The organism is Falsiroseomonas sp. E2-1-a4 (assembly GCF_051433165.1).
GTDB lineage: Bacteria > Pseudomonadota > Alphaproteobacteria > Acetobacterales > Acetobacteraceae > Falsiroseomonas.
Genome location: NZ_JBHMFS010000009.1, coordinates 38,027 through 55,663, shown reverse-complemented (window position 1 = coordinate 55,663; position 17,637 = coordinate 38,027). Strand labels below are relative to the sequence as shown.

The window sequence follows — 17,637 nt, the reverse complement described above, 5'->3', positions numbered from 1 at the left end:
GTCACACCCCGTGCCAGTCACGGAACCAGGCGACGAACTTCGGAATACCCTCCGCCAGCGTCGTGGTCGGCGCAAAGCCGACAAGGGCCTGGATGGCGGAGATGTCCGCGAAGGTCTCCTCCACATCCGCCACCGGCCGCGGCGCGTCCTGGATGATGGCGCGGCGGCCGAGGCCTTCTTCCAGCAGCCGCACCAGGGTCAGCACCCGCTCCGCCCGGTTGTTGCCGATGTTCAGCAGCCGCGCGCGTTCGCCATGGCCGGGGGGGTGCGCCAGGCAGCCCAGCACGCCCTGCACGATGTCGTCGATATAGGTGAAGTCGCGCTTCAGCTCCCCGCCCTCATACAGCGTGATGGGCTCCCCGGCCGCGATCGCCTGGGCGAAGCTGTAGTAGGCCATGTCAGGCCGGCCCCAGGGGCCATAGACGGTGAAGAAGCGCAGGCCCGTCTGCGGCAGGCCGTAGATGTGGCTGTAGGCCTGGCCGATCAGCTCATCCGCCCGCTTGGTCGCGGCATAAAGCGAGACGGGCAGTTCCACAGGATCCGTCTCCCGGAACGGCAGGCGCGTATTGCCGCCATAGACGGAGGAGGAGGAGGCATAGACGAGGTGCCGCAGCTTCGGCATGCGCCGCGCTGCCTCCAGCATCACCACATGACCCATGACGTTGGAGGCCACATAGGCGTAGGGGTCGATCATGGAGAACCGCACCCCGGCCTGTGCGGCCAGGTGGATGACCTCCGTGATGTTTTCCATCTCCGGCGCCAGCCCGGCGAAGACGGCATCGCGGTCCGCCAGGTCCAGCCGCAGGAAGGAAAAGCCGGGCAGCGGCTTCAGCCGGGCCAGGCGCGCCTCCTTCAGGGACACGTCATAGTAGCTGTTCACATTGTCCAGGCCGATGACGCGCTCACCCCGCGCCAGCAAAGTGGCGGCGACATGCGAGCCGACGAAACCGGCCACGCCCGTGACGAGAATCGCCATCCGGTCTTCATTCCCTCAAACATGATGGCCAAAAAAGCCGAGCGATCCCGAAAATGATGCCGCGCCGGCGTGCGGCGCAGTAGCGCCGTCAGCGCAGGCTCCGCGTCAAGCCTTGCCGGCGGCCGGCTGATCAACATTCCTGCGCTTGACCGTCTGCGCCGCGAAAACGGCGACAAGATCGGCCAGATGCCCGGTCTCCGACAATTTCAGCCCAGGCAGCGCGGCCGGCGTGCCGCTGCCGCGCGCCACGCGGCGCGGCAGGGTGGCGGCTGTGAAGCCCAGCTTCTGAGCCTCCCGCAGCCGGGTTTCAGCCTGGCTGACCTGGCGTACCTCGCCGGACAATCCGACCTCGCCGAAATAGACCGCGCCCGGGTCGGTCGGCCGGTCGGTGGCCGCCGAGATCAGCGCGGCCGCCACGGCCAGGTCGGCCGCCGGCTCCGCAATCCGCAGCCCGCCGGCGATGTTGAGATAGACGTCGTTCTGGCCGACGCCGAGGCCGCAGCGCGTCTCCAGCACCGCCAGCAGCATCGCCAGCCGCCCGGAATCCCAGCCCACCACCTGACGGCGCGGGCTGCCGCCCGCACTCGGCGAGAGCAGGCACTGCACCTCCACCAACACCGGGCGCGTGCCCTCGATGCCCGCGAAGACCGCGCTGCCGGAAACATTGCCGCGGCGTTCCGCCAGGAACAGGGCGGAGGGGTTGGCCACTTCGACCAGCCCGCGCTCCGTCATCTCGAACACGCCGATTTCGTCCGTGGCGCCGTAGCGGTTCTTGACGGCGCGCAGGATGCGGAACTGGTGGCCACGGTCGCCTTCGAAATACAGCGTGGCGTCCACCATGTGCTCCAGCACGCGGGGGCCGGCCAGCGTGCCTTCCTTGGTGACGTGACCGACGAGGACGATGGCGAAGCCGCGCGCCTTGGCCAGGCGGATCAACTCCGCCGCGCAGGCGCGCACCTGGCTGACGGTGCCCGGGGCCGAATCCAGCGCATCGAGCCAGACGGTTTGGATCGAGTCGATGATGACCAACGCCACATCGCCCTCCCCTTCCAGGCTGGCCACGATGTCGCGCAGGCTGGTGGCGGCGGCCAGGCCCATGGGGCTGTCGGTCAGGCCGAGGCGGGCGGCGCGCAGCCGCACCTGCTCCACCGCCTCCTCGCCCGATATGTACAGGCTGCGGCGGCCGGTACTGGCGATGCGGGCGGCGGCCTGCAGCAGGATGGTGGATTTACCGATGCCTGGATCACCGCCCACCAGCACGGCGGAGGCCGGAACCAAGCCACCACCTAGCACCCGGTCCAGCTCCGCAATGCCGGTCAGGATGCGGGCGGGTGGGGCCGACTTACCCTTGAGGCCAACGAATTCCACCCGCCGCCCGCCGGCCGCCTTGGCGGCAGGACCGGGGCCGCGGGACTCGGTAACTTCCTCGGACAGCGTGTTCCACTCGCCGCAGGCATCGCAACGGCCCTGCCATTTCGTATGGGGGGCGCCGCAGGCCTGGCAGACATAGCGGGTGGTGGGCTTGGCCATGGGGTGTCCGGTACGAGGGGAAACGTCTGATCAGTCGTGGAACGCGCTACCGCCGCAGCTCCATCTGGATCGGCCCTTCCCGTTCCCCGCGCGCGAACTGGTCCACCATGGCGTTGCCCGTGTCGCCCAGGCTTTGCGCCCCGCCACGCCAGACGATCTGGCCCTTGTGGATCATCGCCGCGTCATCGCCGATCCGCCGTGCGCTCGCCATGTCATGGGTGATGGACACCGCCGTGGCGCCCAGCCGCTTCACCACATCGACGATCAGCCCATCGATCACCGCGCCCATGATCGGGTCGAGTCCCGTGGTGGGTTCGTCGAAGAAGATGATGTCCGGCTCCGCCGCGATGGCGCGCGCCAGGCCGACGCGCTTCTGCATGCCGCCCGACAATTCACTGGGCGAAAGGTCGCCGACGCTGGGCGCCAGCCCGACCTGGGCCAGCACCTCCGCCGCCTTGTCGCGCGCCTTGGCCCGGCTGAGGCGGCGCTGGGCGAGCAGCTTGAAGCACACATTCTCCCAGACCGGCAGGCTGTCGAACAGCGCGCCGTTCTGGAACAGCATGCCGATGCGGTCGTTCACCGCCTCCCGCTCCGCCCGCGACAGGGCGGAGACATCCCGGCCATCGATCTCGATCAGCCCGGAATCCGGCCGGATCAGGCCCAGGATGCATTTCAGCATGACGGATTTGCCGGAGCCCGACCCGCCCAGGATCACCATGGAATGCCCGGCGCGGATATCGAGGTCCACGCCGTCCAGCACCGTCTTCGAGCCGAAGGATTTCCGCAGCCCGGCCAACCGGATTTTCGGCACTTCGCTCATCGGCTGAACAGCGCCGCGGTCAGCACGTAGTCCACCGCCAGGATCAGGATGGAGGAGGAGACGACGGCCGAGGTGGTGGCCCGCCCCACGCCCTGCGCGCCGCCGCCGGAATTGTAGCCGGACCAGCAGCCCATCAGCGTGATGATGAAGCCGAACACCGCCGCCTTGATCAGGCCGGACAGCACATCCCACATCTCCAAGAAGTCGAAGGTCGCCTTCAGATAGGCGCCGGATCCGAAGCCCAGCTGCTGCGTGCCGATCAGCCAGCCGCCCATCACGCCCAGCGTATCCGCCACGATCACCAGCAGCGGCAGCGCCAGCGTGCCGGCCAGCAGCCGCGGGGCGACCAGGTATTTCATCGGGTTGGTGGAAAGCGTGGAGAGCGCGTCGATCTGGTCGGTCACCCGCATGGTGCCGATCTCGGCGGCAAAGGCCGCGCCGATGCGGCCGGCCACCATCAGCCCGGCCAGCACTGGCCCCAGTTCACGGGTGATGGACAGCACCACCACATTCGCCACCGCCCCTTCCGCATTGAAGCGGGCGAAGCCGGTGTAGGATTGCAGGGCCAGCACCATGCCGGTGAACAGCGCCGTCAGCGCCACGACGGGCAGGCTGAACCAGGCGATCTCGATGAAGGCCTTGAGGAACAGGCGCCCATAGAAGGGCGGGCGCACCAGATGGCTGATCGCCTCCGCCGCGAACAGGGCGATGGCGCCGGTGCCGCGCAGCAGGCCGATGACGGCACGGCCAATGGCCGCGACCGGATCCAGAATGCGGTTCAAGACTTCAGACGCCGCCAATGTATCGGCGCTGGTAGCGATGGCCGAGCGAGGTCAGCACCTCATAGCCGATGGTGTCGCAACGGGCGGCGATGTCGTCCGGCGTGTTTCCCGGCCCGCCGACCAGCATCAGACGGCAGCCAGGGCGCAGTTCCGGGAAATCGGTCGCATCGAACGTCGTCAAATCCATCGAGACCCGGCCTATGAGCGGCACGGCGCGGCCCTGGAACAGCGCCAGGGATCGGCCGGACAAGCCCCGTAAGTAGCCATCGGCATAGCCCGCCGCAACGGTGGCCACGCGCACATTGCGTGGCGCGGTGTAACCGGCGCCGTAGCCCACCGTGTCGCCGGCCGGAATTTCCCGCACCTGCAGCACCGGCACCTCCAGCACCACCACCTGGCGCATCGGGTTCGCCGCGCCCGGCGTCGGGTTGATCCCGTACAGCGCACAGCCCGGGCGGGCGAGGTCGGAGGCGTAGTCCGGGCCGAGGAAGATGCCGGAGGAATTGGCGAAGCTGCGCTTCACGCCTGGCGCAATGGCCGCCGCGGCGGCGGCGAAACGCTGCGCCTGGCGGGCATTGAGGGGATGCGTCGGGTAATCCGCGCAGGCCAGATGCGTCATCACGAAGTGCAGGTCGAGCCCCGCGAGCCGGGCGCGATCCGCCGCCAGCGCCGCCTGTTCCCCGGCATCCAGGCCAAGGCGGGACATGCCGGTATCCAGGTGCAGCAGCGCCGGGCGCGGCAGCCCATCCGCCCGGCCGGCGGTAGCATGGGCCTCGACATCGCCCAGGCTGTTGAGCACCGGCCAGAGCCCGGCCTGCCCATCCGCCCCCGGCGCGAAGCCGTTCAGCACGATGATGGCGGGGCCGGCGCCAAGCGCGTCGCGCAGCGCCATGCCCTCAATCAGATGCGCCACGAAGAAGGTCCGGCAGCCGGCCGCATGCAGGGCGCGGCCCACCGGCGCGGCACCCAGCCCGTAGCCATCCGCCTTCAACACCCCCGCGCAGGGCGCGCCATGCCGGGCGGACAGATCCCGCCAATTGGCGACAACCGCATCGAGGTCAACGGTCAGCACGCCCTGTCCGGCGTCAGTCACCATAGCCGCCATCATGATGCGTATCGAGGTCGCCGAAGCGGGTGAACTCAGCCTCGAAGAACAGGCGGATGGTGCCGGTCGGGCCGTGGCGCTGCTTGGAGACGATGAGCTCCGCCTTGTTGTGCGCGTCCTCCATGTCCTTCTGCCACTTCTCCACCGCCTCGCTGAATTTCTGCGGGTTGTCGAAGGTCAGCTCCTTCGGCTGGCGCTGCTGGAGGTAGTATTCATCGCGGTAGATGAACATGACAACGTCCGCGTCCTGCTCGATGGAGCCGGATTCGCGAAGATCCGAAAGCTGCGGCCGCTTGTCCTCCCGCTGCTCCACCGCGCGGGAGAGCTGGGATAGCGCAATCACCGGCACCGACAATTCCTTGGCGATCGCCTTCAGCCCCTGGGTGATCTGGCTGATTTCCTGCACCCGGTTCTCCGGCTTGCTGCCCGCCGCGGGGCGCATGAGCTGGAGGTAGTCCACGATGATCAGGTTCAGCCCCTTGGTCCGCTGCAACCGCCGGCAGCGGGTGCGGAGCGCCGAGATGGTAATGGCCGGCGTGTCATCGATGAACAGCGGCAGCGCCTGCAATTCGCGGCTGACTTCCAGAAACTTGTCGAAGTCGCGCTGGCTGATCTCGCCGCGGCGGATGCGGTCACCGGAGATCCGACTTTCCTCGGACAGCAGGCGGGTGGCCAACTGGTCGCAGGACATTTCGAGGGAAAAGATGGCAACGCCACCGCGCGGGATGGCGTTGGGGTCCTTCTCCCGCGCCGCGCGCAGCGTGGCCCGTGCCGCGCCGAACGCCACCTTCACCGCCAGCGCCGTCTTACCCATGCCGGGGCGGCCGGCCATGATCAAAAGGTCCGATGGGTGCAGGCCGCCAAGCTTGGCATCCAGGTCGCGCAGCCCGGTCGAAAGCCCCGCCACGCCGCCGGGATTGGAGAAGGCCTTCTCCGCATGTTGCACCGCCGTAGCCAGCGCGCGCTCAAAGGAAACGAAGCCGCCGCCTGATTCGCCGGCCTTGGATAGGTCGAACAGCGCCTGCTCGGCGCTTTCCATTTGCAGCTTGCCGTCCAGCTCCGGCTCCGCGCCGAAGGCGCGGTTCACCATCACCTCGCCCAGATCGACCAACTGGCGGCGCAGCCAGGCGTCGTGGATGACGCGGCCATACTCGCCGGCATTGATCACGCCCACCATGGCGGTCAGCAACTGACCCAGGTAGGCGGAGCCGCCCACCTCATCCAACAGGCCAGAATGTTCGAATTCCGCGCGCAGGGTCACCGCATCGGCCAGGTGCCCGGCCTCGATACGGCGCTGGATGGCGGTGAAGATGCGGCCATGCACGGCATCGGCGAAATGATCGGCGGCCAGGAACTCCGAAACCCGCTCATAGGCCTTGTTGTTGGCCAGCAGCGCGCCGAGCAGCGCCTGCTCGGCCTCCAGATTGGCCGGCGGCAGACGCTGGGACAGACCGAGCAACCCATCCCCCCCGCCAAAGCCGGCAGAAGGGGGGGCGGACGTAGAGCCGAAATTGTTCATCACCCCACCCTAGCCCACCCACCGAGTCGCGCGCGCCCCACCCAGCCTGTGGATCACTGTGGATAACGGGGGTGAATTTTGGCCAGGGGCGGCGCTGGTGGTTCGCAGGAGGGGCTCTGCCCCTCCCGCACCCTCCCCGCCAGGAGGCAGTGGCCTCCTGGACCTCAGGACCTTGAGTAGAAATGGAGAGGGGCCGGCGGCCCCGCTTGACATGCGGTTCCTCCAGCCCCTGTCTATTTCTACTCATGAATCAATGGGTTTCAAGGGACCACTGTCCCTTGGCGGGTGGGTGCAGGGAGCGTGGAGCCCCCTTCACCGAACTCGCATTCGGTAAGGTCCTCACCCTTGCCAAGGTTGGGGTCGAGGGTTCGAATCCCTTCGCCCGCTCCAATTTTTCCCAACCAAATCATGCATTTAAGGCCTACCTGATGGGGCCGCCGACCCGGAACGTTTGTTCTTGGGGGCCGGATAGGGTGCCGTTTTTCAGTGGCTGTAGGCGGTTTTGGGCGAACTTCGGCGAACAGCTGGGCCGTTCAGCTCGGCCCACACCTTTACGCAACCAGCCTGCTCTCTTGGGGCATCGCTGACGAATAATCTCGTCAGCAATCCGTACCCGGCCGCTTCAGCAGCGGCACGCGGATCATCGCATTTAGCCCGGCGGGCATGAAGTCGAGCGAGACGGAGGAACCTGGCCCAAGGTCCTGTGGGACCGCCCGCTTGAGAAGCCGCGTGCCGAAGCCTTGTCGCACGGGGGCCCCTTCCAGGCGCGGGCCTTGCACCTCGCTCCATTTGATGGTGGCTGAATTCTTTCCGGACAGATCACACGTCACGTTGACGCGGCCTTCAGCACGCGACAATGCCCCGTGCTTGGCGGCATTCATGCCCAGCTCATGCAGACCCAGCACTAGCGCCTGTGCCTGACGTGGCGTGACGACTGCGCGCTTGGCGGCCTCTGACATCTGAAGTGCGACACGGGCTGAGCCCATCTCCTCACTCAGCCATAGCGAAAGTGCCGCGCTGGCGACCGCCTCGAGGCGCGTCGCCTCCCAGCTATGCTGAGTGAGCAGATCATGCGCTCGTGCCAGGGCCTGGAGGCGCATCAGGAAGTTCTGCGCGAAACGCTGCAGGTCGCCAGCCGCACCACGAAGCGTCTGTTCCGCAAGCACTTGCACCGTTGCCAGCGCATTCTTCGCACGGTGGTTCAGTTCCGCGACCAACAGCGCAAGGCGCCGTTCCGCCTGCTTGGCTTCGGTGATGTCCTGAACGACCGTCACGGTGCGGATGGCTCGCCCCTCCGCATCGCGCGCTGCAACAGCTGCGCTGACGCGAACCCAGATAACATCACCACCGGGACGGATGTAGCGCTTCTCTGCCTCGTGGCGACCGGCCGCATCCATCGCAGCCAACGCGGCCGCGTTGATCTGGCGGTCATCAGGATGGCTGACATCATCCGGCCCTAGACCGCCGAGGAGATCGGCCTCCTGTCTGTCCACGATTTCACAGAACCGCCGGTTGACACGGAGATAGCGACCGGTACGCCGATCCACCTCGGTGACCCCAGCCGCCGCCGTCTCGAAGATGGCGCGAAACTCGGCAACGCTCTCACGCAGTGCCGCCTCTGCATCGCGCCGCTTGGTCGTGTCCGTGGCCTGGATCACGAAGAACATTAACTCGCCTTCTGCCGTGCGCACCGCAGTTACTGCCGCATCGGCGGTGCGGACCTCGCCGCTGGCGGTCTTGAATCGGTCCGCTGACAGCACCGGTCCAGCCGCTTCCAACGCGGCGGTGAGGCGACGCGGCCAGGCCTCGCGCATCTCGGGCAGCCCTTCCCAGAAGGGCGCGTCCCAGAAGGGGCGCCCGATTACCTGCTCCCGCGCGATGCCTGCAACCAGCAGCGGCAATTCGTTGATCTCCAGCGTCAGACCAGTTGGCGAGAGTACCGCCATGAACTGGAACTGCTGGTCAAAGATCGCGCGGAAGCGCTCCTCGCTCCGGCGCAGCGCCCGCTCCGCAGCGTCACGCGCCGTCTCGTCCCGCAGAGTCAGCACGGCACCGGTCTGCATCCCGTTGGAGTCGAAGACGGGCTTTGCTGATCCGACAGCAAGAACCTCGGAGCCATCGGGGCGACGGATACGCCAGCGCGCCTCCTCCACCCGTTCCTGGCGCAGCACCGCGCGGGCCAGCGGCAGGTCCTCGGACGGGTATGGCAGGCCATCTTCCGTGCGGAGGTCATAGGCGCTGCTGTAGCCGGGTGGGGTTATTTGGAAATGCGCAACACCGTGCATGCGTGCCGCCGCCTCGTTTATGAAGACGATGCTGCCGGCAACGTCAGCCACTATGACGCCCTCCGCAACCTGATGGAGCACCGCGGCGTAATCCGTGAACGCCAAGGCCGTTTCCCGGGGCCATCCAGTGGCCCGCATCTCGGCGATCTGGGCTCGTGCCTGTGTCACTTCCTCCCGCAGTTTAGTGTTCTCACGCTCGAGTTGCCCCGCTCGCTCATCTGCGGCCCGAATGCGGTCTTGTTCGCTCAAGGCTGAGACCAGAAAAATGCTTGTGCGAAACCACCAATAAGGCGGAGCCATGAAAACGGCACCAACTTTTGATTGTGCTGGTTGCGCAGGGCAATGGCGAAGCTATAAATCGTGTCCATTTTAGACTTCAGAATATTTGTGAGCAGCTTCGCCAGCCAGTCATCTTACATGCTCTGTGGAGCAGCAACAGGCTTTTGCCAAGCGAATCAGACAATCAAGCATGCCAGCGCGACCGAAGGCCCTACCAGCCCGCACCTTGGCGTCGCCGCCCTCCATCACTGCTTCAAGTAGCCAAAACTCAGACAGCTTGCGCATCGCGCTGGGGCTGTCCCTGACGGCTGCCCAGCAGGAGCGGCGGCACCCACACGAGTGCCGCCGCCAAGTCTTACGCCTGGCGGGCGCGTAGGCGCCGAACCAGGCCCAATCCAAAGAGACCCGCGCCGAACAGTGCGAGCGACGCGGGTTCTGGTACCGGCACGGCGCGGATTTCGCCGGCCGCTATGGGCAGCACCACCTTGTAGCCCGGGGTGCCATCCGCCTCACCAGGTCCGAATCCCAGCCCGGTCGCAGAATCCAGCAGCCGGCCGTGCAGAACAATTTCGCGCAGGGTCAGCGGGAGCAGGTCCTCCTTGGTGAAATCCGCAGAGAACAGGGCGTTGTTCGAGAGGTCATAGGTCTGCATGAAGTTCACCAGGCCATTTGGCGCAGTCGGGAAGTCGCCCGAGCCTGGGGGGCCATCGAGGTTCAGGATGATGGGCCCATAGGAAGGCAGACCCTCGGCGAGCTCGATGAAGCCGTCGCCATCGGTATCTTGAGCGAGCGTCGGCGTAACGGAGTCCATCGGGTTGCCAGCCGCATCAAATCGGCCATGGATGTGCTGCACGTGAAGCTGGTTCGGGGTCAGGCCGCTCGCCGTGATGCTGACGGTCAGCATGTCGCCGTCCTGGCTGAGCTTCGCGAGACCCGAGACGCCTGAACCGCTCAGCGGCGTCAGGATGGCCTCGTACAGTATGGGTGCGGCTTGAGCCGGAACGGCGAGCAGCATCACGCCGGCCAGGGTCGACGCCAAGGTAAAACTGCGAACTGCCGAGCGAGACGTCTTGGCAGCCGGCGCCGACTTTGTTTTGAATCGCATACGAAGTCCTCCTGAAACCGGGATGCGGGATCGCAGTCCGGCAAGACTGGATGTGCAAATTTCAGGCCGGCCTCAGAAATACTTCGGAATCGGTGCCTTGGGAGCAAGCGTAGGCTCGGGCAATGCTACTGCGTAAGCCAGGACGACACTCCGGATGGCGTAATAATATTGAAAGACCGCGAGGTTACTCATGTGAAGTTCATAATTATATTATGCATCCGGAAGAAATTGCCCAGTTGAGACCAAGTAAGCATCTCGCAGGGTTGACGCTAGGATTAATCTTGCGAGAGCATGAGCCCAAGCTGCAATGCTGTCCGGGTGGAGGGCCTCGCCGCCAGGTTAAGGCCCGTGCTGGCCCTCGTTTTGCTGGCGGGGCTGCCGCTGATCGCAGTCGCTGGGCTACATGCGCCTGCGCTGTTCGAGGCGCCTTGCCGCGCCGGTGGGGCTGGTGTTCCGCGGCGGCACGTCTTGTTGCTGCTGCTGGAAACCAGCTTTGTCTCAGGCTGGATCAGCGCTAGCCCCTTCCTCACCGGATTAGGCGGTGGCGGTGCTCTGAGCTCCACGAAGGGTCGCTGCGCGGCGGCGCGATGATGGCGCTGGTGATCGTAGGCGGAAGCTTGCTCAGGTCTCAACAGCCGCACAGAGAGGGCATGCCTGCCGCCTGAACATCTGCGCGCAGCGAGCACCGGGCGAAGTTAATGCCGATGGCCACAACCATCGGAGCATCAACATGTATGACCACGATGCCCACCAGCACCCTCAAGCTCAAGCGGACGCCGGACTTTTATAGCTCTGCATGCCGTTCCCGGCGGCCTTTCCTAACCGTCGAGGAAAGGCGGCCTACTTGTTGTGACCTCGACCGCGACCTTCGCCGTGCCCGCGACCATTGCCGTGACCGCGACCTCGGTTCTCGTCGTCGCGCCCGCGCGACCAGGACGGACTGCCATCGCGGTCATCCCGTCTTGCACGGTCTTCGTAAGCCCGCCGTTCGTCGGCACGACCGTCACGATAGGCCTCGCGTCGTTCCTGCTCGGCCCGCCGCTCATCGTCGGCGCGACGATGTCCGTCGTTGCGATTAGGGTTGAGTGCGTCCTCGAGCATGTTTCCGATATTGGGCAATTGGAAATTTTGGGCCGACGCGCCGTGAATCTGGGCGAGCATCAGCAAGCCGGCGAGCGGGATGAGTTTGCGCACAATTTTTTCCTTGCTAAAATGCCGAATTCCGTAGAATGCCTGCACTAATATGAAAGAACCTTAAACTAATTGGACTGATAGCGCAAGAAATTCCTGCAGGCTTCGCGGCACGCCCCACGGTTGAAGGCACGTCTCGGCGCAACATTGTCATTTCCCGAAATCACACCCGCCGAAGATGCGGGCGATCACGGTTTCGGTCATGCGGGTCATCATGGTGGGTCGCTCGAACAGATCACCGCGCTGCCTCGCTTAAGCCCGGTCCACATGATCGTTGGAGTCCGCCCTCGCCGCACCGTATCCTTTCCCGAATTCGGCACGAAGCATGCTGTACAAGGAGGTCGCACGCCCATGTCCCGACGCCCACTCACCGTTGCCCTGGCCGCCGCCGCGCTTACGGCGCTCCTCACTACTGCCCCCGGCGCGCAAGCCCAGCCCTCGCCGGAGGCGATTGTCGATGCCTTCGAGGGAGTTCTCGGCCCGATCCGCAGCCATCGCCCCAGCCACGCCAAGGGCACCTGCGCCGCCGGCCACTTCACCGCCACGCCGGAGGGCGCGCGGTTTTCGGTGGCGCCGGTATTCGACGGGCAGCGCGTTCCGACCGTGATCCGCTTCGGCGTGGGCGTCGGCAACCCGGCGGGCCCTGATACTGGGCGCACCACGCGGAGCCTCTCCATCCGCTTCGAGACGGCGGCCGGCGACATCTGGGACATGGCGAATATCTCGGCGCCCATCTTCGGGTCGCCGACACCGCAGGTGATGGTCGATGGTCTGCTGGCGCGCCGCCGCGATCCCGCGACCGGTCAGCCCAATGCAGAGCGGGTGGCGGCCTTCGTCGCGGCCAACCCGGCTACCACCCTCCAGGGCCGCTGGCTTGCCGCAAGCAACCCGCCGGCCAGCTGGGCCTCGACCCCCTATTGGGGCGTCAACGCCTTCCGCTTCCGCGGCGCCGACGGCGAAGTGCGCCACGCGCGCTGGGTGTTCGAGCCGCGGGCCGGCGTGCAGCGCCTTACGGATGAACAGATGCGCACCTTGCCGGCCAACTTTCTCGCCGATGAGCTGCGCCGGCGGGTGGGCACCGGTCCGGTTGAGTTCGACATGGTACTACAATTCGCAGGCCCCGGGGACGATCTCGTCAATCCTACGGTGGCCTGGCCCGATGACCGGCCCCGGGCCACTGTCGGGCGCCTGACTGTAGCCGAGGTGGCGCCTGGTCCGGGCGGCGCCTGCGACCCGATCAGCTTCCTTATCCTCGACCAGGCGCCAGGGATCGAGTTCAGCGACGATCCGACGCTGCAGGCCCGCGCCGGCGCCTATGCAGTGTCGCTGTCCCGGCGGCTACAATAGTACAAAGCCGCATCGGGCAAGATGCCGTCGGGTATTTCGTGATCCCGCCAGGTGCGCGGATGTCCCTACCGGACGTGCCCCAGGCCGCAGCGGTTTCGCAGCCGTCCGCCAGCGGCCGTTGTGGCCCCGGCGCGCAGGATGGTGGCGCGCGGCTCTTTAGCTGCCCTGAATTGAAGGAAGCATCGGCTCCCTGTATCGCTCTTCCAATACAGGGCGTCATCGCCTGAACTCATCCAGCCCCAGCTCACGCCACATCCAGCCGAAGTCGTAGGCCCCCATCGGATCACTGGCGTCCTGCCGCGCCCCGCCGTTCTCCAGCAGCTTCAACCAGGCCACCACCTTGTCGCGGCCCTTCGCGGTCTTCACCGCGGCACGCGGGGTGCGATTGCCCAAGGCCGGGATGGGCTCGTCGAGCACCCGTCGATAATGATCATCCAGCGCCTTGCTGAACACCTCGCGTTCGATCTCGGGCGGTAGGCCGGAGCCTTGCCGAGGCGAGCCCTTGCCCTCGGCGAGCATATGGTCGAGGTCAACACGCTCGAGCAGCGGCGCACGCACCAGGTCGCCCAGCGCACCCGCCAACAGAGCCTGGCCACGTGCCGCCCTCGCCTCGGAGTTGGCGGTCAGGGACAGGCGCCGCGCCTTCAATTCGAGATTGCCCAGCACCACCGCGCCGTCCTCCATCGTGCTGATGAAGCTGTGCGGGCCGGGCTTCGGCCGAGACTTGACCGCCGCCTTCTCCTCTACCCAATTCCAGAAGCCGGCCTTCTCCTGTCGCAGCCCCGGGACTGCCGACAGAGCCGCGCGCACGGCATCAAGGCGGACACCAGCGGCCAGCGGGAAATGAACCGTGACGAACTCAAGGGGCTCGCCGGCACTGTTGACCACCTCCGAGCGTGAAGGGCGAAGGGCAGCCTTCAACGCGGCATCCAGCCAGAAACTGGTGAACAAGAAGCCGGCGCCGGCCAGCACCAGGTTAAGGTCAGCCGCACCGCCCAGCGCCGCTTCATCCACCTCGACACCGAGCTCGCACGCAAGCTTCGCGGCCTCGGCCGGCGCATTCGCCAGGGTGCGCCGGATCGCCTTCAGCAGTGAGTCACTGGTATCCATGTCGAAAACCATCAGCGCGCCGCTGATGATCGCGCGGTCACCAAGCTGGATCACCCGCGTGGCCAGCCGGTCCCATTGCCGCGCGCCGCGCGAACCGGACTTCTCCATCACCCGCACCGGATCGCCGCCGCGCACCAGGTCGCGCAACATCATGCTCTCACCCGGCACGATGCCGCTCACCTCGAACAGGCTCATCGGCGTGCGGCGGAGCGCGGCGATGTAGTTGCGGGTGGCGACGCTCTCCTTCCAACCGCGACGACGGAGATACTCGTCAGCCAGGTTGCGCCTATCAGGCAGGTCGAGGCCCAGCAGGTCCTCGAACACGGCGCCAAAGACCGTGGACATGGCATGGTCGCCAAGCGCGTCGCCGATGCCGGCAGGTGCGATACTGGCGCCGGCGCAGGCCTTACCGATGTGGCGGTCCAGCAGGGTGCCGAAGGGCTCGCGCCAATGCTCCCGGCGGGACCAGGCCATCAGACCTTCGAGGTTATGGGGTGCAGACACGGTCGATGATCCTCGTCACCGAATGAGGCGGTCCCAAGGTGAACCGCCAGGCGCCGGACGCGCAAGTCGTAGAGCGCTCAGTTAAGGAACAGGGAGTTCACGGCCAGGATTATGGTGCCGCCGCGGGCGATAGGCCTGCGCCACTATCGATGTCCTGCAACCCAGAGGATTGTTGCACCGTGCCTCTCGGGATACATTGGGGTGCGGAACAGCTGCGAAACGGGGAGAGGTCGTGACGAGCTTCGATGTTGACGTTGCTCTTCAGGCAATGGCTCGGGCACGGGACGAGCAAACTGCCAACAACGTTTTGCGTCTGAACAGCGAGCGGTTCCCACGTGACGTTGAAGCGCTACGGTCAGCCTACCTACGCCGTGTAGCGGAACTGCGTAATTCAGACGCATCGCTTGAGCAGGACGTTTGGGCCAGCATGGAACTCGCTTGTCGGGTTCAGGGCGTCAAGTTCAAACCAGACAGCCAGAATCCCCAGCAGATGCCTGCCATGATACGAAAGCACGGTCCCGTCGAGGCGCTGCGGCGCACGATCATCGGCCAAGGTGACAAAGGGACCCGCTTCTTTCAGCGGTCTGTTCTAGCTGGCAACCTCGCTTTCACATCTGAGGCGATATGTCTGCGACACTCCGATCTGTTTGATGAGAAGACGAAAAAAGCCGCAAAAGAACGCCTCTCACGCTATCCGTCCATCCCGAGCTAATTCTGAAGAAGCTGACGATCAGCAGGCCAAGCTCGCGAGACTGCTGCGCGACGCTATAGCCGAACCGTCGCTCCAGGTGGATGGCCCCGACACGCAGATGCCGCTGTGCGGCCCTCTGGACCGCCGCCACCGGAATGGAGCGCGCCATGCTGCCAAGGCTCCGCCGTTGAGACTTTTGCCCCAGCGGCAGGTCCAGCGGCGTGCCGGCGGCCGCGACCTTCACGTTGGATGGAATGACGGCTGCCCCTCCCCCGAGGGCGGCGCGCATCGGCCTGCCAAGGCGCGGATGGAAAACGGGTTCTGGTTCACGGCCAAGCCTACGGCGCGGATCACCGGCCGCTCAGCCTCCGTCCCGAGTTCGGAGCGCACCTCCTCCCGGATCGTGTGCAATCTTCGGATACTGAGCATCGGCCCTCCTCTGGTGCAACAATGCGGTGGTGGTGCGCTTCGACCAGGATGAGGCGTTGGCGGCACGGCGCCGGGATGGCCGGCTGCGGGTGCCTGCCGCCTGAACATCCGCACATCGCGCGCACCGGGTGAAGCTAATGCCGATGGCCACCACCATCGGAGCATCGACATGTATGACCACCATGCCCACTTCGAAGCGCTCCACAGCATGATCTCGGAGAGCAATCCCGATCTCGCCGTCACCTTCAAGCTGAAGCGGGGGATGGATTTCTCCAGCCTGCAATCTTCCTTCGAGCTGTTCATGAACCTCATGCAGCGGGAGGTGGACGGTCGCCAGTGGTCGAGCATGCCGGAGGGCGACCGACCAGCGGCAATCGGCTTGGTCCAAATCCCGATCCCCAACCCGCATATGCTCGTGTCGTTCTATGCGCCGCAGCGGTATGTGGATTTCCTGATGAGCCCGGCGGCGCGGGTCTTCTGGAAAAGCTGCCATCCGCGGTGCGGCCAGTTGGATGCCGGTGCGTTCAAGGACGCGAGGCGCTTTACTGCGTTTCAACTTCGCAAAGCGTCGGGTGTCGATGGCCAGAATAGCATGGTCGTCTACCTTCCGGAGGTCCTTCTGCGGGAGCCGGCGCCGAAAACCGACCAGCGACCGGAGCTGGCGCCGAAACTTGTGTCATTCCGCGCTCGCGGCGCGGTGCCCGCCGGCCGTGCACTCCGGTAAAGCGATGTAGGCGACGCACGATGCGCGCCACCCCCAGAGTGCGGAGCCCCCCAATGTTTGACCGACGCCTCCACCACGATGCGCTGCATCAGTTCATCGCAGATCGTAAGCCAGACCTCGCCGTCACCTTCAACCTGAAGCGCGCCCTCGACTTCTACACGCTGCAAGCCACCATAAAGCTCTTCATGAACCTCATGCAGCGCGAGATCGACGGTGGCCGGTGGTATCGAAAGCCGCCTGCCGACCGGCCAATCGCCGTCGGCATGTTCGAGAACGCGGACACCAACCCGCATGTGCACGCCTCGATCTACGCGCCGACACGCTTTGTCGAATTCCTGTCGACCAATGCGGCGGAAGAACTTTGGCGGAGTTGCCATCCCCGCTGCGGGCAACTTGACGTCTCGAAGCCGAAATCGATAGCACGATGGGCAGGGTATCAGATCAAGAAGGCCTATGGCCCCGAGGCGCTGGATCGCATGATCCTCTACGTGCCGGAGGTGCGTGCGGAGAAGCCGACTTCGACCAACGGGAACCCACCTCGTAGAGCCGTTAAGCGGCCGTTTCGACGCGTGACCAGCGAGGTTCGGCGGGACAGTAATGTAGGTGCAGCCCGACGATGTGTGCTGCGCCAATGCGCGGGCACGGAGGATCACCCCGGACTCGCACCCGACGATGTGTTCTGCGCCAATGCGCGGGCACGGAGGAAGAGCCGGATTACATCGGGTAGCTGCGCCTGGAGCGTGGTTCGGCGACGATGAAGACGGCCGTTGAGGCGGATAACACGGGGTTCAAGTCGTCAGCGTGGTGACACCCCCATACAGGGCTGTATGCCCCGCCCCTACACGTGCTGTAGGCCGTGGTGGTGCAGATGCATCGGGGTGGCCGGGCTGCACCACGTTGGGCAATCGAAGTGCTGGATTTCACGGCATGTGACGCCCCAGCTTGATGGACATGATTGTGGTGGTGAGTGTGGTGTTGCTGGTAGTGGATCGACGCCATGCCGCTGGTAGTGCTCGTGCTTCTCCCTTGTTGATGATCGGGTGAAGCTGTCGCCGGTTTGCTGATATGCAAGACGCAGATCGCGGGCTTGCTGGCCGTGCCTCGCCGATGGATTCGCTGCCCCGCGTGCCTGCCGGAGATGCTCCAACATTTGCCGCCGTGCCGTGCGGATCAAATCGGGCAATGGTCACTTGCCAGGCTGGCGACTTGACACGCGCTCCGCATCGCGGGCGGGATGCAA

Annotated in this window: 15 protein-coding genes and 1 pseudogene; 5 read left to right on the top strand and 11 right to left on the bottom strand. The window is 65.6% G+C overall.

Annotation, left to right across the window (positions count from 1 at the left end):
• Position 1 precedes the first annotated feature (1 nt).
• The 9 genes from ACFHNC_RS11660 to ACFHNC_RS11620 all read right to left on the bottom strand — a co-directional run bounded on the left by ACFHNC_RS11660 (position 2) and on the right by ACFHNC_RS11620 (position 10,401).
• Positions 2–976: an NAD-dependent epimerase/dehydratase family protein gene (locus tag ACFHNC_RS11660; protein WP_437169390.1), complete on the bottom strand. Its 975-nt coding sequence runs from the start codon at positions 974–976 to the stop codon at positions 2–4.
• 105 nt (positions 977–1,081) lie between these two features.
• Positions 1,082–2,506: a DNA repair protein RadA gene (radA, locus tag ACFHNC_RS11655; protein ID WP_437169389.1), complete on the bottom strand. Its 1,425-nt coding sequence runs from the start codon at positions 2,504–2,506 to the stop codon at positions 1,082–1,084.
• A gap of 46 nt (positions 2,507–2,552) precedes the next feature.
• Positions 2,553–3,326, bottom strand: a complete 774-nt coding sequence (locus ACFHNC_RS11650) for an ABC transporter ATP-binding protein (RefSeq protein ID WP_437169388.1) — start codon at positions 3,324–3,326, stop codon at positions 2,553–2,555.
• Positions 3,323–4,108, bottom strand: coding sequence for an MlaE family ABC transporter permease (locus ACFHNC_RS11645; protein WP_437169387.1), 786 nt, complete (start codon positions 4,106–4,108; stop codon positions 3,323–3,325). Before ACFHNC_RS11645 ends, ACFHNC_RS11650 begins: the two co-directional genes overlap by 4 nt.
• A 4-nt stretch (positions 4,109–4,112) precedes the next feature.
• Positions 4,113–5,204 carry an alanine racemase gene (gene alr, locus ACFHNC_RS11640; RefSeq protein WP_437169386.1) on the bottom strand — a complete coding sequence of 364 codons (1,092 nt, stop codon included), beginning with the start codon at positions 5,202–5,204 and terminating at the stop codon, positions 4,113–4,115.
• Positions 5,194–6,732, bottom strand: a complete 1,539-nt coding sequence (locus ACFHNC_RS11635) for a replicative DNA helicase (protein WP_437169385.1) — start codon at positions 6,730–6,732, stop codon at positions 5,194–5,196. The genes alr and ACFHNC_RS11635 overlap by 11 nt, the downstream gene beginning before the upstream one ends.
• Positions 6,733–7,331: 599 nt before the next feature.
• Complete coding sequence (locus tag ACFHNC_RS11630; RefSeq protein WP_437169384.1) at positions 7,332–9,122, bottom strand: PAS domain S-box protein; 1,791 nt, start codon at positions 9,120–9,122, stop codon at positions 7,332–7,334.
• A gap of 140 nt (positions 9,123–9,262) precedes the next feature.
• Positions 9,263–9,385, bottom strand: coding sequence for a hypothetical protein (locus ACFHNC_RS11625; RefSeq protein WP_437169383.1), 123 nt, complete (start codon positions 9,383–9,385; stop codon positions 9,263–9,265).
• A gap of 266 nt (positions 9,386–9,651) precedes the next feature.
• Entirely contained in the window at positions 9,652–10,401 is a 750-nt protein-coding gene (locus ACFHNC_RS11620) for a PEP-CTERM sorting domain-containing protein (protein WP_437169382.1), read from the bottom strand.
• An 849-nt stretch (positions 10,402–11,250) separates the two neighbouring features.
• On the opposite strand from ACFHNC_RS11620, the gene ACFHNC_RS11615 reads away from it, so the two are divergent.
• Both ACFHNC_RS11615 and ACFHNC_RS11610 read left to right on the top strand, forming a co-directional pair.
• Positions 11,251–11,643, top strand: coding sequence for a hypothetical protein (locus ACFHNC_RS11615; RefSeq protein WP_437169381.1), 393 nt, complete (start codon positions 11,251–11,253; stop codon positions 11,641–11,643).
• A gap of 300 nt (positions 11,644–11,943) precedes the next feature.
• Positions 11,944–12,939 carry a catalase family peroxidase gene (locus ACFHNC_RS11610; RefSeq protein WP_437169380.1) on the top strand — a complete coding sequence of 332 codons (996 nt, stop codon included), beginning with the start codon at positions 11,944–11,946 and terminating at the stop codon, positions 12,937–12,939.
• A 216-nt stretch (positions 12,940–13,155) separates the two neighbouring features.
• On the opposite strand, the gene ACFHNC_RS11605 is transcribed toward ACFHNC_RS11610, so the two are convergent.
• Positions 13,156–14,523, bottom strand: coding sequence for a hypothetical protein (locus ACFHNC_RS11605; protein WP_437169379.1), 1,368 nt, complete (start codon positions 14,521–14,523; stop codon positions 13,156–13,158).
• A gap of 262 nt (positions 14,524–14,785) precedes the next feature.
• Between ACFHNC_RS11605 and ACFHNC_RS11600 the strand changes: the two genes are divergently transcribed.
• Positions 14,786–15,265 (top strand): hypothetical protein, encoded by a 480-nt coding sequence (locus ACFHNC_RS11600; protein WP_437169378.1) that lies wholly within the window; start codon positions 14,786–14,788, stop codon positions 15,263–15,265.
• On the opposite strand, the pseudogene ACFHNC_RS11595 reads toward ACFHNC_RS11600, so the two are convergent.
• A pseudogene (locus ACFHNC_RS11595) lies at positions 15,162–15,548 on the bottom strand (amino acid synthesis family protein); the annotation flags it as partial. The gene ACFHNC_RS11600 and the pseudogene ACFHNC_RS11595 sit on opposite strands and share 104 nt — an antisense overlap.
• A 294-nt stretch (positions 15,549–15,842) precedes the next feature.
• On the opposite strand from ACFHNC_RS11595, the gene ACFHNC_RS11590 reads away from it, so the two are divergent.
• Together ACFHNC_RS11590 and ACFHNC_RS11585 are read left to right on the top strand one after the other, a co-directional pair.
• Positions 15,843–16,397: a hypothetical protein gene (locus ACFHNC_RS11590; RefSeq protein WP_437169377.1), complete on the top strand. Its 555-nt coding sequence runs from the start codon at positions 15,843–15,845 to the stop codon at positions 16,395–16,397.
• Positions 16,398–16,450: 53 nt separating this feature from the next.
• Entirely contained in the window at positions 16,451–17,155 is a 705-nt protein-coding gene (locus ACFHNC_RS11585) for a hypothetical protein (RefSeq protein ID WP_437169376.1), read from the top strand.
• Positions 17,156–17,637 lie beyond the last annotated feature (482 nt).